At 64.7% G+C, this 19,947-nt stretch carries 19 protein-coding genes; 5 read left to right on the top strand and 14 right to left on the bottom strand.

Features of this window, described 5'->3' with window-relative positions; translation table 11 throughout:
* Positions 1-33: 33 nt before the first annotated feature.
* From ACTJKT_RS22520 to ACTJKT_RS22510, 3 genes are read right to left on the bottom strand one after another with little or no spacing between them, the layout of a single operon-like run.
* Positions 34-3,099 (bottom strand): efflux RND transporter permease subunit, encoded by a 3,066-nt coding sequence (locus ACTJKT_RS22520; protein ID WP_440788640.1) that lies wholly within the window; start codon positions 3,097-3,099, stop codon positions 34-36.
* Positions 3,096-4,166, bottom strand: a complete 1,071-nt coding sequence (locus ACTJKT_RS22515; protein ID WP_440788639.1) for an efflux RND transporter periplasmic adaptor subunit — start codon at positions 4,164-4,166, stop codon at positions 3,096-3,098. The genes ACTJKT_RS22520 and ACTJKT_RS22515 overlap by 4 nt, the downstream gene beginning before the upstream one ends.
* Positions 4,163-5,257: an efflux RND transporter periplasmic adaptor subunit gene (locus tag ACTJKT_RS22510; protein WP_440788638.1), complete on the bottom strand. Its 1,095-nt coding sequence runs from the start codon at positions 5,255-5,257 to the stop codon at positions 4,163-4,165. The genes ACTJKT_RS22515 and ACTJKT_RS22510 overlap by 4 nt, the downstream gene beginning before the upstream one ends.
* A gap of 238 nt (positions 5,258-5,495) precedes the next feature.
* Here ACTJKT_RS22510 and ACTJKT_RS22505 point away from each other — a divergent pair, with 238 nt between their 5' ends.
* The gene (locus tag ACTJKT_RS22505; RefSeq protein ID WP_169915764.1) at positions 5,496-6,692 is read left to right on the top strand and encodes an AAA family ATPase; all 1,197 of its coding nucleotides are present in this window, start codon (positions 5,496-5,498) and stop codon (positions 6,690-6,692) included.
* Positions 6,693-6,767: 75 nt separating this feature from the next.
* Here ACTJKT_RS22505 and ACTJKT_RS22500 read toward each other — a convergent pair whose 3' ends face one another.
* The 11 genes from ACTJKT_RS22500 to ACTJKT_RS22450 all read right to left on the bottom strand — a co-directional run bounded on the left by ACTJKT_RS22500 (position 6,768) and on the right by ACTJKT_RS22450 (position 16,640).
* Entirely contained in the window at positions 6,768-7,649 is an 882-nt protein-coding gene (locus ACTJKT_RS22500) for a transporter substrate-binding domain-containing protein (RefSeq protein WP_440788637.1), read from the bottom strand.
* Positions 7,646-8,428, bottom strand: a complete 783-nt coding sequence (locus ACTJKT_RS22495; protein ID WP_440788636.1) for an amino acid ABC transporter ATP-binding protein — start codon at positions 8,426-8,428, stop codon at positions 7,646-7,648. The genes ACTJKT_RS22500 and ACTJKT_RS22495 overlap by 4 nt, the downstream gene beginning before the upstream one ends.
* Entirely contained in the window at positions 8,425-9,084 is a 660-nt protein-coding gene (locus tag ACTJKT_RS22490; protein ID WP_440788635.1) for an amino acid ABC transporter permease, read from the bottom strand. The genes ACTJKT_RS22495 and ACTJKT_RS22490 overlap by 4 nt, the downstream gene beginning before the upstream one ends.
* Entirely contained in the window at positions 9,065-9,730 is a 666-nt protein-coding gene (locus ACTJKT_RS22485) for an amino acid ABC transporter permease (RefSeq protein ID WP_007925334.1), read from the bottom strand. Before ACTJKT_RS22485 ends, ACTJKT_RS22490 begins: the two co-directional genes overlap by 20 nt.
* Before the next feature lie 533 nt (positions 9,731-10,263).
* Entirely contained in the window at positions 10,264-11,046 is a 783-nt protein-coding gene (locus tag ACTJKT_RS22480; RefSeq protein WP_038583045.1) for a MetQ/NlpA family ABC transporter substrate-binding protein, read from the bottom strand.
* Positions 11,047-11,359: 313 nt separating this feature from the next.
* Positions 11,360-12,292, bottom strand: a complete 933-nt coding sequence (locus ACTJKT_RS22475; protein WP_106696235.1) for a sigma 54-interacting transcriptional regulator — start codon at positions 12,290-12,292, stop codon at positions 11,360-11,362.
* A 55-nt stretch (positions 12,293-12,347) separates the two neighbouring features.
* Positions 12,348-12,929, bottom strand: coding sequence for an alpha/beta hydrolase (locus ACTJKT_RS22470; RefSeq protein ID WP_440788634.1), 582 nt, complete (start codon positions 12,927-12,929; stop codon positions 12,348-12,350).
* Between the two features lie 483 nt (positions 12,930-13,412).
* A complete protein-coding gene (locus ACTJKT_RS22465) occupies positions 13,413-13,814 on the bottom strand; it encodes an ExbD/TolR family protein (protein WP_009041659.1) in 402 nt (133 codons plus the stop codon).
* Between the two features lies 1 nt (position 13,815).
* A complete protein-coding gene (locus ACTJKT_RS22460) occupies positions 13,816-14,541 on the bottom strand; it encodes a MotA/TolQ/ExbB proton channel family protein (RefSeq protein ID WP_009046420.1) in 726 nt (241 codons plus the stop codon).
* A 63-nt stretch (positions 14,542-14,604) separates the two neighbouring features.
* Positions 14,605-15,420, bottom strand: coding sequence for an energy transducer TonB (locus tag ACTJKT_RS22455; protein ID WP_440788633.1), 816 nt, complete (start codon positions 15,418-15,420; stop codon positions 14,605-14,607).
* Positions 15,421-15,782: 362 nt separating this feature from the next.
* Positions 15,783-16,640, bottom strand: coding sequence for a LysR family transcriptional regulator (locus ACTJKT_RS22450; RefSeq protein WP_440788632.1), 858 nt, complete (start codon positions 16,638-16,640; stop codon positions 15,783-15,785).
* 109 nt (positions 16,641-16,749) lie between these two features.
* On the opposite strand from ACTJKT_RS22450, the gene ACTJKT_RS22445 reads away from it, so the two are divergent.
* The 4 genes from ACTJKT_RS22445 (at position 16,750) to ACTJKT_RS22430 (ending at position 19,942) form a co-directional block, all read left to right on the top strand.
* Positions 16,750-17,409 (top strand): ankyrin repeat domain-containing protein, encoded by a 660-nt coding sequence (locus ACTJKT_RS22445; protein ID WP_440788631.1) that lies wholly within the window; start codon positions 16,750-16,752, stop codon positions 17,407-17,409.
* A 21-nt stretch (positions 17,410-17,430) separates the two neighbouring features.
* Positions 17,431-17,892 (top strand): nucleoside deaminase, encoded by a 462-nt coding sequence (locus ACTJKT_RS22440; RefSeq protein WP_440788630.1) that lies wholly within the window; start codon positions 17,431-17,433, stop codon positions 17,890-17,892.
* Positions 17,879-19,108 carry a CynX/NimT family MFS transporter gene (locus ACTJKT_RS22435; protein ID WP_440788629.1) on the top strand — a complete coding sequence of 410 codons (1,230 nt, stop codon included), beginning with the start codon at positions 17,879-17,881 and terminating at the stop codon, positions 19,106-19,108. Before ACTJKT_RS22440 ends, ACTJKT_RS22435 begins: the two co-directional genes overlap by 14 nt.
* Positions 19,109-19,423: 315 nt before the next feature.
* A complete protein-coding gene (locus ACTJKT_RS22430) occupies positions 19,424-19,942 on the top strand; it encodes an Hcp family type VI secretion system effector (protein ID WP_007925756.1) in 519 nt (172 codons plus the stop codon).
* Positions 19,943-19,947: the final 5 nt, after the last annotated feature.

Here is a 19,947-nt window from a genome sequence, read left to right as displayed (position 1 = left end):
CCCGCGATAGCGTCCTCTCGGACGAACGCGATCTCAGGCCGTGGTTTTCTTCGGTTCCTTGATCTTGTACCAGGCCACATACAGCGCCGGCAGGAACAGCAGCGTCAGCAGGGTGGCAACGATGATGCCGCCGATCATGGCGTAGGCCATCGGCCCCCAGAACACTTCCCGGGCGATGGGGATCATGCCCAGGCTGGCCGCCGCGGCGGTCAGCAGGATCGGCCGGCGACGGTGCTCGGTGGCTTGCACCACCGCATCCCAGGATGAATGACCGGCGCGCTCGAACTCGTCGATCTGGGTCACCAGGATCACCGAGTTGCGGATGATGATGCCGATCAGCGCGAGGATCCCGAGGATCGCCACAAAGCCCATGGGCGTGCCCGTCGGCACCAGGGCCAGGACCACGCCGATCAGCCCCAGGGGCGCGACGCTGGCCACCAGGAACAGCTTCTGCACGCTGTGCAGCTGGATCATCAGGAAGGTCGCCATGAGGAACAGCATCAACGGCACCACCTTGGCGATCGGCCCCTGGGCCTTGCCGCTCTCCTCCACCGTACCGCCGGTGGCCACCGAATAACCGGCCGGCAGGCCGGCGGCGAATTTGTCGATATCCGGCTTGAGCAGCCTGACCAGGTCGGTCGGCTGGATGTCGTCACGCACCGAAGCCTTGATGGTAATGGTCGGCTTGCGGTCGCGCCGCCAGACCAGCGGCTGCTCCAGTTCGTAACGCACGGTGGCGAAGGCCAGCAACGGAATCGAGGTGCCGTTGGGGTTGACGATCTGCAGGTTCTGCAGGGTTTCCGGGGAGCCGCGCTCGCTGTCGTCGGCCCGGCCGACCACATTGATCAGGTAGATATCGTCATGCACCTGGGTCACGGTGGAGCCGCTGACGATACTGTTCATCAACTGCGCCACGTCCTCCGAAGACAGCCCCAACTGGCGGGCCTTGTCCTGGGCGATGTCGATGCGCAGGACTTTGCCCGGCTCGTTCCAGTCGTAGATGATCTCGCCGATGTGCGAGTTCTTGTCCAGTTCGGTGGCCAGCTCGATGGCGTGCTTGCGCACCTGGTCAATGTCCTTGCCGCTGACCCGGTACTGGATCGGCCGCCCCACCGGCGGGCCCATTTCCAGGGCCTGCACATAGCTGCCGATGCCGACGAAGTCGTCGCGCAGGCGCTTTTTCAAGCGTTCGGTCAACGCGGTGCGCGATTCCAGGCCCTTGCTGACGATCACCAGCTGCGCGTAGTAGGGGTTCTGCAGTTGCTGGTCCAGCGGCAGGTAGAAGCGGATCGCGCCTTCGCCGATGTAGGTGCTCCAGCGCAGGATGTCCGGGTCGTCCTTGAGGGTCGCCTCCAGGCGATCCACCGCCATGCGAGTCTCGGCGATCGAGGCGTTCTGCGGCAGGTTGAGGTCGACCAGAATCTCCGGCCGGTCCGAGGACGGGAAGAACTGGTTCTGCACGAAGCGCATGCCGACCACCGACAGCACGAACACCAGGACGGTGATGCCGATGGCCCACCAGCGGTTGCGCATGGCCCACAACAGGCCGCTGTTGAAGGCGCGGCCGATGCGGCCCGGCTCCTCGGAGTGGGGCTTCACATTGGTGCTGAGGATATGCACGCCGATCACCGGGGCGAACAGCACGGCGACTATCCACGACACCAGCATGGCCACGGCGATCACCGCGAACAGGGTGAAGGTGTACTCGCCGGCGGAACTGGCGTTGAGGCCGATGGGCACGAAGCCGGCGACCGTCACCAGGGTCCCGGTGAGCATGGGGAAGGCCGTGGAGGTGTAGGCGAAGGTCGCCGCCTGCTCCTTGGTCTCGCCCATCTCCAGGCGCGTGACCATCATTTCCACGGTGATCATCGCGTCGTCCACCAACAGGCCCAGGGCAATGATCAGCGCCCCGAGGGAAATCCGCTGCATGGTGATGCCGCTGTACTCCATGAAGACGAAGACCATCGCCAGCACCAGCGGGATCGAGCACGCCACCACCAGCCCGGCGCGCACGCCCAGGCTGACGAAACTCACCACCAGCACTATCACCACCGCCTCGAACAACGCGCTGGTAAAACCGCCGACGGCTTTTTCCACCACCTCGGCCTGGTCCGACACCGTGTGTACGCCTACGCCCACCGGCAAGTCGGCGGTGAGCTGGTTCATCTTGGCGTGCAGCGCCTTGCCGAAGTCCTGGATGTTGCCGCCCTTCTTCATGGCGATCGCCAGGCCGATGGCCGGCTGGCCGTTGTAGCGAAACTGCGGCGTCGAAGGGTCGACGTAGCCGCGGCTGATCTCGGCGATATCCGCCAGGCGATAGAAGCGCTCGTTGAGCCGCAGGTTGACCGTGGCCAGGTCTTTCTCCGAGGCGAACTGCCCCGAGGTGCGCACGGAAATCCGCTCCGGCCCGGCCTCGATTACCCCCGCCGGGGTCACCGCATTCTGCGCTTGCAGGCTTTGCAGGACCTGGCGCTGGTCGATGCCCAGCGCCGCCAGCTTGCGTGTGGAGAAGTTCAGGTAGATGACTTCGTCCTGCTCGCCGACCATTTCCACCTTGCCCAGGTTCGGCACTTCACGGATCTCGGCGCGCACCTGCTCCACGTAGTCGCGCAGCTGGCGCATGTTCAGGCCGTCGGCGGTAAAGGCGTAGACCGAACCGAACACATCGCCGAACTCATCGTTGAACCCCGGCCCTTGCAGGCCCTGGGGGAAGTCGCCACGAATGTCGTTGATCTTCTTGCGCACCTGGTACCAGATCTCGGGGATGTCCTTGGCGCTGGTGGTGTCGCGCAGGTTGACGAAGACCGTCGATTCGCCGGGGCGGGTGTAGCTTTTCACGTAGTCGAGGGAGTCCAGCTCTTCGAGCTTTTTCTCGATGCGGTCGGTGACCTGCTTGAGGGTTTCCTCCTGGGTCGCGCCCGGCCAGCGGGTCTGGATGACCATGGTCTTGATGGTGAAGGACGGGTCTTCCTCGCGCCCCAGGTTCATGTAGGAGAACACGCCCATCAGCAGGGCGACGAACATCAGGTACCAGACGAACGACTGATGCTTGATGGCCCACTCGGATAAATTGAAGCTCCCTTTCGTGGCCGGCGTCATCGTGGGCTGTCCTCGTCGATTTTGACTTTCTGCCCCGGTTTGAGGCTGTTCACGCCGGCGCTCACCACTCGCTCGCCGATCTTGATCCCGCTGCTGATCAGCGCCGAATCATGGTCCCGGCTGAGCACCGTGACCTCTCGCGGCGCCACGGTCCGCGCCTGCGGGTCGACGACCCAGACCCGCGTCTGGCCATCCACCTCCTGCAGGGCCGACAGCGGCACTTCAGTGCGCGGGACGATGGCGGAGCTGAGGGTCACGCTGATGGCCGTGCCGAGGCGGAAGCTGGGCGGGGTTTGCGTCAGGGTCAGGCGCGAACGCCGGGTCCGGGTGGCGCTCTGCGCCTGGGGCTCGATCTCGCGCACCACGGCGGTGGTGTTGACGCTCGGGTCCAGCTGCAAGGCGACCTTGAACACCACGTCGGCCGGCAACTGGTCCACCAGGCTCGCCGGCAGGTCGATCACCGCCTCCTTGATATCCGGACGGGCCAGGGTCACCACCTGCTGGCCGGCGCTGACCACCTGGCCGGCCTCGGCCATCCAGGCGGTGACCACGCCGCCGTGATCGGTGCGCAGCTCGCTGTAGGCCAGCTGGTCGCGGGCCTGGCTGACCGCGGCCCTGGCCTGTTCCAGGGAGGCGCGGGTGGTCTTCAGGTCGGTCTGGGCGATGTCCAGCTGCGCCTGGGCGCCGACGCCGCGGTCGAACAACTGCTGCTGACGCCGGGCGTTGGCCTGGGCATTGATCCATTGCGCCTCGACCCGCGCCAGGTCGCCCAGGGCGGAGCGCAACTGGTTCTGCTGGTCGGTGGGGTCGAGGGTGGCGAGCAAGGCGCCCTTGCCCACCTCGGCACCGACATCGACGTTGCGATTGGCGATGCGCCCCGGCACCCGGAAGCCGAGGTTGGTTTCATAGCGCGCCTGGATGCTCCCGGCAAACCGCCCGAGGCTTTCCTCGGACTCGGCCCGCACCTCGAACGACAGCACCGGGCGCACCGGCTCGGGCGCCGGTTCTTCCTTGGAACAGGCGCCCAGCGTCAGGCCGGCGCACAACAGCAGGGACAGGCGCTTCATGGCTTGGCTCCTTGGGCGCCGGCCTCGGAAACGATCTCGACGAGCATCCCCGGGTGCAGCAACTGGCCGCCGGCGATCACCACTTTTTCGCCGCCCTTGAGGCCGTCGCTGATGATCACCTTGCCGGTCTGGTAGCGCCCCACCGTGACAGTGTGCAGGCTGGTCTTGCCGTCCTCGCCCACCAGCCACACGGCCGGCTCGTCGAGGTTCTTGGTCAACGCCGCCCAGGGCAGCTCGACACTGGCCTTGCCGGGCACATGGGCACTAGCGCCGACCACCGAGCCCAGGTCCATGCCCGCCGGCAGGCCGTCGAGGGCCACCTTGACCTGCACCGTGGCGCTTTGCGCCGACACCACCGGGGTGACTTCCCGCACCCTGCCAGTGGTCTTGATATTCGGATTGTCCAGCAAGCTGACGTTGATCACGCCATCCTCCGGCGGGGCCACCAGCAACGCCTCGTAGACGTTGAACACGGCGTCGCGCTCGCCGTCGCGGGCCAGGCTGTAAATCGGCACCGTGGCCTGCACCACCTGGCCGACCTCGGCCTGGCGCGCAGTAATCACCCCCGGCGCGTCGGCGATCAGCGCGGTGTAGCTCAGTTGCTCGCGGGCGTTGGCCAGCTGCGCCTGGGCCGCGCTCAGGGCGCTCTGGCTGCTGCGCAGCGCTGCCTGGGCGGCATCGTATTCGCTCTGGCTGGTGTAGCCCTTGGGCAGGAGTTTCTGCTGGCGGACGAAGGCCGCGCTGGTCTGCTTGACCCGCGCCTGCTCGGCGAACACCGAGGCCGCGGCGGAATCGACATTGGTCTGCAAGTCTTTCGGGTCGAGCCGGGCCAGTACCTGCTTGGCCGTGACCCGGTCGCCGACATCCACCAGGCGCTGGATGATCTTGCCGCCGACGCGGAACGACAACTCGGTCTGCACCCGCGCCTGCACATCGCCGGTCAGGGTCACTTGCGCGGCGAAATCCCGGGTCTGCACTTGCTGCACGCGCACCCGCGGCCGGTCCTTTTCGGTCGGCTTTTCCGCGCCACAACCGCTCAGTAGCGCAGCCAGCATCAAACCCACTATCCACTTCGATTCGAGACCAGCCATCCAGGCTCCTTGGCGCGATGCCATCGTACAGGTGACGATACGACTGTGAGCTTAGAACAGGGTTCCACCGCTGCACGCCGCGGTGCTCACAAACCCTGTAGCCGCTGCCGCAGGCTGCGATCGACCGCAACGCGGGCGCTGTTCCAGCGAGCGCAGGAAGCCCTGGGAAGCTGTCGCGGCGGCTACAAAATCTGCACCGATCAGGCACACTGCGCCTTCATGCACAAGGAGCCCCGGGATGCTCAAGACCCTGGCAGTGGCCAATTACCGCTCGATCAACAAACTGGTGATTCCGCTGGAGCGGCTGAACCTGATCACCGGTCCCAACGGCAGCGGCAAGTCCAACCTGTACAAGGCCCTGCGCCTGCTGGCGGAAACCGCCCAGGGCGGGGTGGTCAATGCGCTGGCCAGCGAAGGCGGCCTGGAGTCGACCTTCTGGGCCGGACCGGAACAGATCAGCCGGCGCATGAGCCGTGGCGAGGTGGCGATCCAGGGCGGGCCACGGAAAACCGTCAAGCGCCTGCAACTGGGCTTTGCCGGCGAGGACTTCGGTTATTCGATCGGCCTGGGGCTGCCGGACTCGAGCGGCCATTTCATGCTGCCCGGGCACAGCATGCCGATTCCATCGCGCTTCACCCTCGACCCGCGGATCAAGCGCGAGAGCATCTGGAGCGGGCCGGTGTATCGCCCGGCCAGCGTGCTGGTGGATCGCCAGGGGCCGATGGTGCGGGCCCGCGAGGGGCGGCAATGGGAGGTGCTGGCGCAGCACACCTCCAGCGGCGACAGCCTGTTCGACCAGGTCGGCAACCTGCGTTCGTCGCCCGAGGTCCTGCATTTGCGCGAGCAGATCCGTGGCTGGCGTTTCTACGATCACTTCCGCACCGACAGCCAGGCCCCCGCGCGCCGGCCGCAGCTGGGCACGCGCACGCCGGTGCTGCACCACGACGGCCGCGACCTGGCGGCGGCGTTGCAGACCATCATCGAGGTGGGTGATCAGCAGGCGCTGCGCGAGACCATCAGCGACGCCTTTCCCGGGTCGCGACTGGAGATCGATGCGGTGCCGGGCGGACTGTTCGGCGTGCAGTTTCATCAGGACGGTTTGCTGCGGCCGCTGTCGGCGGCGGAGCTGTCGGACGGCACCCTGCGTTACCTGCTGCTGGTCGCCGCCCTGCTGACGCCACGGCCACCGACCCTGATGGTGCTCAACGAACCGGAAACCAGCCTGCATCCGGACCTGCTGCCGGCCTTGGCACGCCTGATCATCCGGGCTTCGCAGCAGTGCCAGGTGTGGGTGGTGTCCCATGCCAGCCGGCTGATCGCGGCGTTGCAGCAGGACCCGCAATGCAACTCCATCCTGCTGGAGAAGAATTTCGGCCAGACCGAAATCGTCGGCCAGGGGATGCTCGACGAGCCGGCGTGGCATTGGCCGGATTGAGCGGCCTCAAAAGCATCGCGGGCAAGCCTCGNNNNCGATAACGTACTCAAGAGCGCCTCAATCGCTCAGACCGAATCACCCCTGCCACTTGCCCCCTTCGACAATCACGCTTTCCGGCTTGGTGTCGTCGCTCAGTTCCTTGCGCACGTACTGGTCGTAGAGCTTGAGCAGGTACTTGTCCTCGCCCAGCTTGGCCAGCTCGGCGTTGACCCAGTCACGCAACTCGATATTGCCCTTCTTCACCGCCGGCGCGATCGGCGCCTGCTCCCCCAGGGTCTGCGGCAGTACGCGGTAGCCCGGGTTCTGCTTGGACCAGCTGAACAGGATCAGGTTGTCCTGGGCATAAGCATCGCCGCGGCCGTTGGCCAGGGCCTGCAGGGACTCGGAGTTCTTCTCGAACTTCAGCAGCTTCCAGTCCGGGTGGTTCTTGGTCAGCCAGATATCGGCGGTGGTGCCGGTGGTGACGATAGTGGTGCGGCTCGCCAGATCATCCAGGTTCTTCACTTCGCTGCCATTAGGCACCAGGGCCTGCACCGCGACCTTGAGGTTGGGGTTGGTGAACTCCACCGCTTCCTTGCGCTCCGGGGTGACGGTCATGTTGGCCAGGATCAGGTCGACCTTGTCGCTCTGCAGGAACGGAATGCGGCTGGCAGGCTCCACGGCGACGAACTCCACCTTGTTCTCGTCGCCCAGCAGGTCCTTGGCGAATTGCCGCCCGATATCGGTATCGAAGCCTACGTAACGGCCGGTCTCATCGACGAAACCGAACGGCGGCTTGTCGGTGAACACGCCGACGATCAGCTTGTCGCGGGCCTTGATCTTGTCCAGGTAGCCGGCCGCCGGCGCGGCGCTGGCGCTGGCCGCGGGCTTGGGCGCCTCGGCGGTTTTATCGCAGCCGGCCAGCAGCGCGAGGCCGAACAGCGGGAGTAGCAATAGCGAAGACTTGGCAGTTTTCATAAGAGCTCCAGTTCCTTTGTAGGTGCTTTTTTGGGCAATGCTTCAACGAAGGAGAATTTCTCCAGGAACTGCTGCGCTCGTGCGGTCCGCGGGTTCGTAAAGAAGGTCTCGGGAGGGTGCTGTTCGAGGATGCGCCCGGCATCCATGAACACGATGCGGTCGGCCACCGCGCGGGCGAAGGCCATTTCGTGGGTGACGATCAGCAGGGTCATGCCGTCCCGGGCCAGGCCCTGGATCACTTGCAGCACTTCCTTGACCATCTCCGGGTCCAGCGCCGCGGTGACCTCGTCGAACAGCATCACCTGCGGGTTCATGCACAACGAACGGACGATGGCGATGCGTTGCTGCTGGCCGCCGGAGAGCTGGCGCGGGAAGGCATCGCGCTTGTCCAGAAGACCCACCCGCTCCAGCAACGCCTCGGCCTGGGCGCGGGCTTCGCGACGGTCGCGCTTCTGCACCTTGAGCGGGCCGAGCAGGATGTTGTCGAGCACGCTCATGTGCGGGAACAGGTGGTAGCTCTGGAACACCATGCCGATGTCCTGGCGCACCTGGCGCCAGTCAGTGGCCTGGTCCAGCAGCTCGCGGCCGGCGAATCTCAGCTGGCCGCTGTGGGCCTTTTCCAGGCCGTTGAGGCAACGCAGCAAGGTGGACTTGCCGCAGCCGCTGGGGCCGAGAATCACCACCACCTCGCCCTGGGCGACCTTGAGGTCGACGTCCTTGAGCACCTGCTGCTCGCCGAAAAACTTGTTGAAACCCTGGAACTCGATCAGTGCGCTCATGCTTGCGTCCAGCGCCGCTCCAGCACGCGCGAGGCGGCCGACAGCGGGTAGCAGATAAAGAAGAAAAACAGGAACAGGGCGCCGTAGATCAGCACCGACTCGTAGGTGCGCTCGATGATCTGTTGGCCGACCTTGATCACGTCCACCACGCCGATCAGCACCGCCAGCGAACTGGTCTTGATGATCCGCGTGTAGACGTTGATGGTCGGCGGCGTCATGCGTTTCAGCGCCTGGGGCAGCAGCACGTAGCCGTACAGCTGCGGGTCGGACAGGCCGATCGACAGCCCCGCCTCACGCTGGCCACGGGGCAGCGAATGCAGGGCGCCGCGCACCACCTCGCCGACTTCGCTGGCGCCCCACAGCGACAGCACCAGCACCGCGCAGGTGAAGCTGGGAATGCTGATACCGAAGAAGATCGGGAAACCGAAAAACAGCAGGTACAGCCAGACCAGCACCGGGATCGCCCGGAACAGCTCCAGGTAGAGGCGCAGCACCGTGTTCAGCCATTTGCTGTCGAGGGTTCGCAGCACGCCATAGAGCACGCCGCCGACGGTGCTGAAGGCGATGCTCAGCAGGGAGATCGACAACGTCTGCGCGGCACCCTTGCCCAGTTGCGGCAAGGACACCCAGAGCAGCTCAAGACCCGAACTGGCCATGCTGCAACCTCCTTTCCAGACGGCTGAGCAACAGCGACAGCGGCAAGAACAGCAGCACGCAGATCAGTGTGAGCACGGCGAGCATTTCGTAGGTCTTGTAGTAGAGGGCGATGTAGCTCTTGGTGGTGTAGAGAATCTCCGGCACCGCCACCGCCGAGACCACGGTGGTCTCCTTGAGCAGGAAGATGAAGTTGGCGAACAGCGACGGCAGGCTGAGGATCCCGGCTTGCGGCAGGATCACGTAGCGCAGCAGCTGCCAGTGCGACAGGCCGATGGAGCGGCCCGACTCCAGCTGGGCCGTCGGCACCGCCTCGACGCCGGCGCGCAGCACCTCGGTGAGGTAGGCGCCGCCAAGAAAGGTCATGGTGATGATCGCCGCGGCGAACCCGGAAATCTTCAGCCCCAGCGCCGGCAGGGCGAAGTAGACGAAGAACAGCTGGATCAGCAGCGGGGTGTTGCGCGCCAGCTCCACGTACAGCCCGATCAGGCGCTGCAGGTAGGGGGTGCGGAACACCAGGATGGTGGCGTTGATCAGGGCCACCAGCAGGGAGGTGGCGATGGCGATCAGGCCGACCTGCAAGGTCACGCCCACCGCCTTGAGAAAGGCCGGCAGCGTACTGAGGATAAAGGCGTAGTCGAGGGTCATGGCAATCCTGGACGCCGCTGGGGTACAGCGGCGGTGATGCAGTCCATTGGGCGGTGGGTAAACCACCCGGCAGGCGTCGACTTTAAAGCTATAAAAACAATAATTTAAATACCGTTAAAGCATATTGATATCACCCAAAAAACTAACCTGCAGGGTTTGCCATGCGCGCCTGGGCCGGCTACTTTTCTGACGCCGTCAGGGATCTTTCTGATCCTCCTCCATGGAACGGACAACCGGCACCCGATCTCAACGGGCCAGACACCTACAAGGACGATAAGAACAATGACCGACCTCGACTCCCCGCAACCCCTCGATCCGCAGGACATCGTCAAATGGCTGATGGCGCTGCGCCGGGCCATGAAGCCTTCCTGAATATACGGCCCTGCCGATACCGCGGCGCCTGGATCGCGAGCAAGCTTCGCTCCTACAGAAGCATGGTGAAGTCGCTCTTGCGGGCAATAAAAAACGCCGACGCTGTAGAAGCCATCGGCGTTTAAACCTTGAAGGGGTTTGTACGACTTAAGCGTAGTTCATCAGAACGCCGGCAGTACTGCGCCGCTGTATTTCTTCTCGATGAATTCTTTCACTTGCGGGCTGGTCAGGGCCTTGGCCAGTTTCTGGATGGCGGCGCTGTCCTTGTTGTCCGGACGGGACACCAGGAAGTTCACGTAAGGCGAATCAGCGCCCTCGATCACCAGCGCATCCTTGGCCGGGTTCAGGCCGGCTTCCAGGGCGTAGTTGGTGTTGATCATGTCCAGGTCGACCTGGTCCAGCACGCGCGGCAGCAGGGCCGATTCCAGTTCCTTGAACTTGAAGTTGTGCGGGTTCTTGGCGATGTCTTTCGGGGTCGCCAGGGCGTTTTTCGGGTCCTTGAGTTCGATCAGGCCGGCCTTCTGCAACAGGATCAGGGCCCGGCCGCTGTTGCTGCCTTCGTTCGGAATGGCGATGGTCGCGCCGTCTTTCAGCTCGGCCAGGGTTTTGACTTTCTTCGAGTAGCCGCCGAAAGGCTCGACGTGCACGCCGATCACGGTCACCAGGTTAGTGCCTTTGCCTTCGTTGAAGCTCTTCAGGTACGGCAGGGTCTGGAAGTAGTTGGCGTCCAGACGCTTCTGATCGACCTGCACGTTCGGCTGCACGTAATCGGTGAAGACTTTGATTTCCAAGTCCACGCCTTCCTTGGCCAGGGTTGGCTTGATCAGCTCGAGGATCTCGGCGTGCGGCACGGGGGTGGCCGCCACTACCAGTTTCTCGCCAGCCTGGGCCAGACCGGCAGTCAGGGCAGCCGCCAGTGCGGTGAACAACAGAACCTTTTTCATGCAGTGTCCTTATGAGTCGTCAGTGACGACGGCTTTTGTAATGAGGGTGCCAGCGAAGTGCTATCTCTGGCGTGGAGCGGACAATACCGGGATTTTTTATGCCTTAACAATATCTTTTATTCACGTTGATATTCCATTTAGTTCATACAGAATCGAACCGCTCTAGCCCGCGCCCGGGGCGGTCTGTAGCCGCTGCCGAAGGCTGCAATAGGGCCGAAGGCCCTCGGCGCCAGGAAGATCGCTGCGACCGTCCTCCGAACGCGGCCCGGGTCGATTGCAGCCTGCGGCAGCGGCTACAGAGGCAGAAGCGTGCTCAGATCACGCCGTGTTGCTTAAGAAGGTGTTTCAGCGCCTGCAACTCGGCGGCGGAACCGTCCGCGATCAGGCCCTTCAGTTGCTGATCCACTAGCTCCAGCCGCGACAGCTGCGGCGGCAGGTTCAGGTGCTCCGGCAGGATCTCCTCGCCACTGCTCACCAGCAGGGCAAAGTGAATGACGTTCTCCAGCTCGCGGGTGTTGCCCGGCCAGCTGTGCTGCTCCAGCACCTGCTGGGCGGCTTCGCTGATCAGCGGCACCGGCAGGTCCAGGCGCTGGCTATAGATGCCGAGGAAGTACTCGGCCAACGACAGGATGTCGCCGACCCGCTCGCGCAGCGCCGGCAGTTCCAGATGACCCTCGCCCAGGTAGTGATACAGCCGCTCATGGAACTTGCCCGCCGCCACCGCCTGGGCCAGGTCGATGCTGGTGGCCGCCACCAGGCGCACGTCCACCGGGCTCGGCTGATGGGCGCCGACCCGGGTCACCTCATGGTTTTCCAGGGCCGCGAGCAGCTTGATCTGGATCGGCAACGGCAAGTCGCCGATCTCGTCCAGGTACAGGGTGCCGCCGTTGGCCGAGCCGAACCAGCCGGCGCGGCTGCTAGCGGAACCACTGAAGGTGCCGGCGGCGTAGCCGAACAGTTCGGCGTCGGCGTAGGTCGGGCTGATGGCCCCGCAGTTGACCGACACGAACAGGCCGCTGCGGTCGCTGGCGCGGTGGATATGCCGGGCCAGCAGCTCCTTGCCACTGCCGGTTTCACCGCGGATCAACACCGAGATCGCACGCGGCGCCAGCTGTTCCAGCTCCTGGCGCAGCTGCCGCGAACGAGGGTCGACGAACACCAGCGCCTTGGCGCGGATGCTCAGCGGGCTTTTTTCAGCATCGGGAAAGGTCAGCAGCGGCTGACCGAAAGACTCATGCAGACTCATGGCAGACTCCCGCCCAAATCCGCTTGAAGGCGGGGGCGTTTAACAAAAAGAAAAATCAGGCGCGGCGCAGGGAATGCTGTTCCATGCGGTTTTGCAGGCGATAGAGATAAGCGAAACCCTGCTCCCAGCGCTGGTGCCCGGACTTGACGTTGATATGCCCGGCACCGGACAGGATCCCCGCCTCGGCGCCCCAGTGGCGGGCCAGTTCCAGGGCACGCGGCGCACTGATGGCGCTGTCGTTGTCGGAGCTGACCACCTGGCTCGGGAACGGCAACAGGTCGCCGGGGATCGGCGCGAAATTGCGCAGCGCCGGCGCGCAGGCCGGACGCTCGACATCCGCCGGCGCCACCAGCAAGGCACCGCGCACCTGGCGCAAGGCGCTGACCGGCGCATGGGCGGCCCAGTGCGCGACGGTGATGCAGCCCAGGCTGTGGGCAATCAGGATCACCGGGGTGCTGTCGGCGGCAATCGCCTCGGCCAGCGCCGCGACCCAGTCTTCGCGCCGGGGCGTCAGCCAGTCGGCCTGCTCCACCCGTGCACTGTTCGGCAGGCTGTTCTGCCAGTGGCTTTGCCAATGATCTTCTGGCGATCCTTGCCAGCCCGGCACAATCAGGTAGCGAATTGATTCGTTGCGCATGGGGAGCTCTCCTGCGTGTCTGTTCCCGATCGAGTATAGGGACGAGACTTATATTCGTTAAGGAATAAGAAGCTATTTATTAAGACCCATAAAGAATATCAAACACTACCTGTACCTATGCTGTACGAACCCTAGGCGCCTGGCAGACGGACCGCGGCGCCTGCATCGCGGGCAAGTCGGATCGCCGCCCGCTCGCTCCTACAAGAGCAGGGCAGGCACGGTGGTGGGGATGGCCGCGCACCTGTAGGAGCGCAGCTTGCGCGCGATGGCGTCCTGGCAGACGGACCGCAGTGCCTGGCCCACTCGCTCCTACGGAAGCGGGGATGGCCTGGTGGAGGGGATGGCAGAGGACCTGTAGGAGCGCAGCTTGCTCGCGATGGCGTCCGTCCAGGCAACCACGCACGCCCGGCCAAATCGCAGGCAAAAAAAAGGCCGCACCCTGCCAAGGAGACGGCCTGAAAAGTCGTGGCTTACAACACTGGGTCAGCGGGCGGTGATCACCGAAAGCTTGGTGATACCGGCACGCTCGATGGAGGCCATGGCACGGGCCACTTCGCCGTAGTTGACGCCGTCGTCCGCCTGCAGCTGCACGCGCACTTCCGGGTCCTTGGCCTTGGCCGCCTGAAGATTGGTTTCCAAAAGGTCCGGCTGGATCTCGTCCTTGTTGATAAAGAGTTTGCCGGCGCCGTCGATGCTCACCACCAGCGGGTCCTTCTGCTCCACCGGGGCCACAGCCTCGGTCTTGGGCAGGTTGATCGGAATTGCGTTAGTCAGCAGCGGCGCGGTGACGATGAACACCACCAGCAGCACCAGCATCACGTCCACCAGCGGCGTGACGTTGATCTCGCTGAGCACCTCATCGCTGTCCTGGGTCGAGAAGGCCATGTCAGGACGCCTCCTTCACTTTCTGTGCGCTGCCCTGGGCCGCGGCCTTGTGCGCGGTCGGGTGGATCAGCACGCGGAACGAACTCTTCTGCGCCAGGCTGTAGAAATCATGGGCGAAGTCGTCCAGATCGGCGGCAGTCAGCTTAAGGCGCCGCAGGAAGTAGTTGTAAACCAGCACCGCCGGTACCGCGACGGCGATCCCCACGCCGGTGGCGACCAGCGCCGCGCCGATCGGCCCCGCCACGGTTTCCAGGCTCGCCGAGCCCGCCGCGCTGATGCCTTTCAGGGCTTCCATGATCCCCCACACGGTGCCGAACAGGCCGATGAAGGGCGAGGTGCTGCCGATACTCGCGACCACCGCCAGGCCGGTTTCCAGCGAACGCCGCTCACGAACGATCTGCTGGCGCAGGGCGCGCTCCAGGCGGTCCTGATGATTGATGGCCTGGCTCAGATCCGCCGCGTGCGCGGTGTCGCCGACCTGGATCGCCGCGTAACCGGCCTGGGCCACGCGAGCGGCGGCGCCGGGCTGGGTTTCGCTGAGCTCGGCCGCCGAGTCGAGGCTGGAGGCGGCCCAGAACTGTTTGTGGAACTTGCGATCCTGGGCCTTGAGACGGGCGAACTGCGCGCCCTTGAGCAGGGCCAGGCCCCAAGTGGCCACGGAAAACACCACCAGCAGCCAGATCACCGCGCTTTCGATGGATTCGAGTGGAGATGCCAATAAACTCATGATGTGTCCCTCTGTATAACCCTTGTAAGAGCGAGCGTGCTCGCAATAGCGCCTGGCGCAGGCTCAATGAATCTTGAAATCGATGGGTACGCTGACCCAGCCGTCCTGGGCGACATCACCCTGCTTGGCCGGCACGAAGCTCCAGCGCTTGACTGCCGATAACGCCGCGTCGTCGAGTTGCTGGCGACCGCTGCTTTTCTGAATCTGGATCTCGCCGGGCTTGCCGCTGGCCAGTACATGCACCCGCAGCAACACCGTGCCTTCCCAACCGCGACGCTGGGCCAGCGACGGATATTCCGGCGCCGGGTTCTTCAAGTACGCGGCGTTCGCCGAAGCCGGGGTCACGGGCGCCGGGGCCGGTGGCGCGGGCGGTGCCGGAGCGGCGACAGGCGCGGCCGGTTGTGGCGGCGCGGGCTGTTGCTGGACCGGTTTCGGCGCCGGCTTGGGCTCAGGCTTGGGGACCGGTTTCGGCTTGGGCTTGGGGATCGGCTTGGGCGGTGGCGGCTTGACTGCCAGCTCGTCCTCCACCGGCGGTGGCGGCTCCACCACAGGCTGTACCGGCTGCGGTGGCGGCGGCTCGACCACCGGCGGCGCAGGCCGGGAAAACTCGATGGTCATCGGCGGAATTTCCGGCGGCACGATCGGCAATACCGGGGTCGGCTGCTGGCTGATCCAGTAGATCACCGCACCGTGCAAGACCAGGGCGATCACCCCGAGGGCAATCGCCTCGCGCCGCCGCAGCCCGGCCTTGGGTGCCTTCTGCAGGCGCAACTGGCCCAACGGCAAACGATGCGGCCGGCCAAGATCGACCAAATCGCCGCTCGGTGCCTGACGCCACAGCACCTCATGTGCACTGGCGGCGGTCTGGACATTGCCCATTGATTGACTCCCTACAGTCTTTTGCGAATAACCCGACCCGCACCTGCGAACTCCCCTGGAGCAGCGTCGAGGGCTGAATGATTGGCGTCAGACACTTATCTCCGAAAGTAATCTTTGAAGTTATGGATAGATCGAAATCGCATATTTAAAACTGTCATCTCGCGCCAGGCCACGCGGATCAAGGGCTGCAGGGAAGGAGTCAAAAAGCCATGCTTTGCGAGCATTGAAAATATTCGCCAAAGGCATTGCATCGCCACGGCAAAACCGGGGCGAAGCGACAGCAATGACGAAATAAAAGAGATCGACCGAACGCCGATCAAGGGATCAGGCGCACCCGGTTCAGCGGCCCCTGAACAGGGTGTTCAAACCTTCAGCGCCTGGCTCTCGCACAACGCCAGCAGCTGGTTTTCCAGGGCCTTGCCCGCGCGGCTCAGGCCGCTGCGGCCGTACAGCGCCAGGCGCACGCCCTGGATGTCCGGCAAGCCGCTGGCGGCATCGAGCACGCGGTGCCCAGCGGCCACCACCCGCACCGGCAGCAGGCTGATGCCCAGCCCCGCCGCCACCGCCGAGCAGACACTGGCCAGGCTGGCGCTGGAATAACCGATGCGCCAGCGCCAACCGCCGACTTCGAGATGGTGGAGCATTTCATGGCGATACAGCCCGCCCACCGGGAAGGCCACCAGCGGCAACGGATCGCGGCCGAAGGCCGGGGTAGCGCGACTGTCGACCCAGCACAGGGGTTCCGGCCAGGACCCCAGACAGTCGTCGCTGGCACCCATCTGCTTGACCAGCAACAGATCGAATTCGCCGCGCCGATAGAGGCGGGTCAATTCCGGGCCCAGCCCGCTGGTGACCTCCAGGCGCACGCCGGGATGGTCCTGGCCGAAGCGCGACAACAATGGCATCAGCCGCTCGGCGGCGAAGTCTTCCGGCACCCCGAGGCGCAGCACGCCTTCGCTCTGCTGGTGCAGCAAGACATCGCTGGCCTCCTCGTTGAGGGCCAGGATGCGCCGCGCATACCCCAGCAGACGCTCGCCCTCGGCGGTGGCCACCACCCGGCGCTGGTCGCGGTCGAGCAACTGGCAGTCCAGGCTCTCCTCCAGCCGACGCACCTGCTGGCTGACGGTGGACTGGGTGAGGTGCAGGCGCTCGGCGGCGCGGGTGAAGTTGGCGCAGTCGACGACGGCGACAAAACTGCGCAGCAGCACAGGATCGAACATGGCAGTACCATTCTGAATGCCACTGATTGGCATGGTTATATTTAATTTCAGAATACATCAGGGCCTGACCATACTCGGCGTTCATTTACTGCGCAGGGAGCCTGGTGCCATGCGTTACCTGTCTTGCAAACATGCTGTCCTGGCGATCTGTCTGTTCGTGGTGGGGGTGGTGATGGCGAAGGATAACGAGTTGCTCGAAGCGGTCCGCGACGGGCAGTTGCCCAAGGTCCAGGCGCTGCTCCGCCAAGGCGTGGATGTCAACGTGCGCGGCCTGGATGGCAGCAGCCCGTTGCTGTTGGCCACCGCCGCCAACCAGGTCGAGATCGCCCGGGCGCTGATCGAGGCCGGCGCCGACGTCAACCAGAAGAACCTGATTCACGACAGCCCTTACCTGCTGGCCGGCGCCAGCGGACGTAATGCGATCCTGCAGCTGACCCTGGCCCACGGCGCCGACCTGAAAAGCACCAATCGCTACGGCGGCACCGCGCTGATCCCGGCCTGCGAGCGTGGGCATGTCGACACCGTGCGTCTGCTGATCGAGGCCGGTGTCGACCTCAACCACGTCAATCGCCTGGGCTGGACCTGCCTGATGGAAGCCATAGTGCTGGCCGACGGCGGCCCGGCGCACCAACAGATAGTCGCTCAGTTGATCGCCGCCGGCGCCGACCTGAACCTGCCGGACAACGCTGGCCTGAGCCCTCTGCAACAGGCGGAGAAACGCGGCCAGACGGCCATCGCCAAACTGCTGCGGGACGCCGGCGCGTCCTGATTTCTGCCTCAAGGAGCCCCCATGAAAGACGATCAGGATTACCTGCAACGCGCCGTCGAACTGGCCCGGCAAAACGTCGCGGCCGGTGGCCGGCCATTCGGCGCGCTGCTGGTGCGCGACGGCCAGGTACTGGCCGAAACGGTCAACCAGATCCACCTGAGCCAGGACCCCACCGCCCATGCCGAACTGCTGGCCATCCGGGTCGCCAGCCAGCAGCTCGGCCCACGCCTGGACGGCTGCGTGATCTATGCCAGCGGCCAGCCCTGCCCCATGTGCCTGAGCGCCATGTACCTGTGCGGTGTGGCGCGCGCGGTGTTTGCCGCGGACAACGCCAGCGCCGCGCCCTTCGGCCTGTCCACGGCGGCGATCTATGAACAACTGGCACAGCCCCTGGCGACCCAGCGCTTACCGGTGCAGCACCTGCCGCAAGCGGCGATGAACGAGATCTACCGCGACTGGCAGGCCCGCCATGCCACTCGCTGAGTCGCGCCTGCGCCGCCTCGGCGGCTGGGCCCTGCTGATCGCCCTGGGGCTCAACCTGCGGCCGATCATCAGCTCCATCAGCCCGCTGCTGATGGAGATTCGTGGCGCCACCGGCATGAGCTTCCAGAGCAGTGCCTGGCTCACCAGCCTGCCGGTGGTCTGCATGGGCCTGGTGGCATTGCTCGGCGTGCGCCTGGAAGCCCGCCTGGGAGAACGGCGCGGCGTCGCCCTTGGCCTGTTGATGATCCTCTGCGCCTGCCTGGCGCGGTTGCTCTGCGACCAGGCCAGCGCCCTGCTCGCCACGGCCCTGCTTGGCGGTGCCGGCGTGGCCTTGATCCAGGCGCTGGTGCCGGCGCTGATCAAGCGCCAGTTCCAGCAGCGGGTGGCCTTGGCCATGGGCATTTATTCGGCTTCGCTGATGGGCGGTGGCGGCCTTGCAGCGCTACTCAGCCCGCATGTGGCCACGCACTTCGCCCATTGGCAGGCCGGGCTGGGCGTATGGTTGCTACCGGCGCTGGCGGCCCTGCTGCTGTGGTGGCTGCTGCCTTTCGCCGGGCCGGGGCAGCGCCTCAACGCGCCCTCCATCAGCCTGTGGCGCAACCGCCGGGCCTGGTTGCTGGCGCTGTACTTCGGCCTGGTCAACTGCGGCTACATGAGCATGGTCGCCTGGCTGCCGGCCTATTACCTGCAGTTGGGCTGGAGCGCGACCCAGAGCGGCTCGCTGCTGGCGTTCATGACCATCTTCCAGGTCATCGCCGCGCTGTTGATGCCTGCCCTGGCGCAGCGCCAGAGCGACCGCCGGCCATTGCTCGCCATCAGCCTGAGCGCCCAGGCCCTGGGCTTCAGCGGCCTGGTGCTGTGGCCGCTGCAGGCCCCGCAGCTGTGGGTGGCGCTGATCGGCTTCGGCCTCGGCGCCTGTTTTGCCTTGAGCCTGATCCTCACCCTCGACCACCGTCGCGACCCACGGGAGGCCGGGCAACTGGCGGCCTTCGTGCAAGGGGTGGGGTTCCTGATCAACGCCGTGTCGCCGTGGATGACCGGCTGGCTGCGGGAACTCACCGGCAACTTCATCAGCGCCTGGTGGGTACTGATCCTGACCGTGCTGGCCATGCTGGTGCTGACCCGGGTATTCAGCCCCTCCAGCTACCGGGAGTCGCCGTCGACAACCGTGGTGCCACAAGCGATACCCACGGGAAGCACCTCGACCTCTGCCTGACAAGGCCCATAGCCATCATGCGCAACTTCTTGCGCACCTGGCTGTGGATAACTCTGTGAACAGATACCTACAGGCCTTACAAGCCATGACTCATAGCCGAGTGCGCAACTTCTTGCACAGCACNCACTGCGCAAGAAGTTGCGCACTTTCAGCGGCTTTCATCCGCTAAATACTTTCACCGATTCCAGAAATTGCCTGAAGTCCTTGATCCATAAGGCCCTTCCAGCTCCTGGCACGCTCCTTGATACCTACCAGGGCACCCACCGGGCGATTCGTCCCACCGGGCACCTTTATTTTTTAGCAAGGAGAGCATCCATGGCTACACCAGCGTATATGTCCATCACCGGCACCAAACAAGGCCTGATCACCGCCGGTGCCTTCACCGCTGACTCCGTTGGCAACACCTACCAGGAAGGCCACGAAGACCAGGTCATGGTTCAGGGTTTCCAGCACGAAGTGATCATCCCGCGTGACCCGCAGTCCGGCCAGCCAACCGGCCAGCGCGTTCACAAACCAGTGGTCATCACCAAGGTTTTCGACAAGGCTTCGCCACTGCTGCTGGCTGCCCTGACCTCCGGTGAGCGTCTGACCAAGATCGAAATCCAGTGGTACCGCACCTCTGCTGCCGGCACCCAGGAGCACTACTACACCACCACCCTGGAAGACGCGATCATCGTCGACATCAAAGACTACATGCACAACTGCCAGGACCCATCGAACTCGCACTTCACCCACCTGGAAGACGTGCACTTCACCTACCGCAAAATCACCTGGACCCACGAAGTCTCCGGTACTTCCGGTTCCGACGACTGGCGTTCCCCGGTCGCGGGCTAAGTCCG

The sequence above is a fragment of the Pseudomonas sp. 22526 genome (genome assembly GCF_052044735.1).
Lineage (GTDB): Bacteria > Pseudomonadota > Gammaproteobacteria > Pseudomonadales > Pseudomonadaceae > Aquipseudomonas > Aquipseudomonas piscium.
This window is presented reverse-complemented; position numbering and strand designations above follow the sequence as displayed.

What these genes read in the sequence shown, in the direction of transcription:
- ACTJKT_RS22520 (WP_440788640.1), bottom strand. Translation starts at nt 3,099, where the DNA reads ATGACGCCGGCCACGAAAGGGAGCTTCAATTTATCCGAGTGGGCCATC.
- ACTJKT_RS22515 (WP_440788639.1), bottom strand. Translation starts at nt 4,166, where the DNA reads ATGAAGCGCCTGTCCCTGCTGTTGTGCGCCGGCCTGACGCTGGGCGCC.
- ACTJKT_RS22510 (WP_440788638.1), bottom strand. Translation starts at nt 5,257, where the DNA reads ATGGCTGGTCTCGAATCGAAGTGGATAGTGGGTTTGATGCTGGCTGCG.
- ACTJKT_RS22505 (WP_169915764.1), top strand. Translation starts at nt 5,496, where the DNA reads ATGCTCAAGACCCTGGCAGTGGCCAATTACCGCTCGATCAACAAACTG.
- ACTJKT_RS22500 (WP_440788637.1), bottom strand. Translation starts at nt 7,649, where the DNA reads ATGAAAACTGCCAAGTCTTCGCTATTGCTACTCCCGCTGTTCGGCCTC.
- ACTJKT_RS22495 (WP_440788636.1), bottom strand. Translation starts at nt 8,428, where the DNA reads ATGAGCGCACTGATCGAGTTCCAGGGTTTCAACAAGTTTTTCGGCGAG.
- ACTJKT_RS22490 (WP_440788635.1), bottom strand. Translation starts at nt 9,084, where the DNA reads ATGGCCAGTTCGGGTCTTGAGCTGCTCTGGGTGTCCTTGCCGCAACTG.
- ACTJKT_RS22485 (WP_007925334.1), bottom strand. Translation starts at nt 9,730, where the DNA reads ATGACCCTCGACTACGCCTTTATCCTCAGTACGCTGCCGGCCTTTCTC.
- ACTJKT_RS22480 (WP_038583045.1), bottom strand. Translation starts at nt 11,046, where the DNA reads ATGAAAAAGGTTCTGTTGTTCACCGCACTGGCGGCTGCCCTGACTGCC.
- ACTJKT_RS22475 (WP_106696235.1), bottom strand. Translation starts at nt 12,292, where the DNA reads ATGAGTCTGCATGAGTCTTTCGGTCAGCCGCTGCTGACCTTTCCCGAT.
- ACTJKT_RS22470 (WP_440788634.1), bottom strand. Translation starts at nt 12,929, where the DNA reads ATGCGCAACGAATCAATTCGCTACCTGATTGTGCCGGGCTGGCAAGGA.
- ACTJKT_RS22465 (WP_009041659.1), bottom strand. Translation starts at nt 13,814, where the DNA reads ATGGCCTTCTCGACCCAGGACAGCGATGAGGTGCTCAGCGAGATCAAC.
- ACTJKT_RS22460 (WP_009046420.1), bottom strand. Translation starts at nt 14,541, where the DNA reads ATGAGTTTATTGGCATCTCCACTCGAATCCATCGAAAGCGCGGTGATC.
- ACTJKT_RS22455 (WP_440788633.1), bottom strand. Translation starts at nt 15,420, where the DNA reads ATGGGCAATGTCCAGACCGCCGCCAGTGCACATGAGGTGCTGTGGCGT.
- ACTJKT_RS22450 (WP_440788632.1), bottom strand. Translation starts at nt 16,640, where the DNA reads ATGTTCGATCCTGTGCTGCTGCGCAGTTTTGTCGCCGTCGTCGACTGC.
- ACTJKT_RS22445 (WP_440788631.1), top strand. Translation starts at nt 16,750, where the DNA reads ATGCGTTACCTGTCTTGCAAACATGCTGTCCTGGCGATCTGTCTGTTC.
- ACTJKT_RS22440 (WP_440788630.1), top strand. Translation starts at nt 17,431, where the DNA reads ATGAAAGACGATCAGGATTACCTGCAACGCGCCGTCGAACTGGCCCGG.
- ACTJKT_RS22435 (WP_440788629.1), top strand. Translation starts at nt 17,879, where the DNA reads ATGCCACTCGCTGAGTCGCGCCTGCGCCGCCTCGGCGGCTGGGCCCTG.
- ACTJKT_RS22430 (WP_007925756.1), top strand. Translation starts at nt 19,424, where the DNA reads ATGGCTACACCAGCGTATATGTCCATCACCGGCACCAAACAAGGCCTG.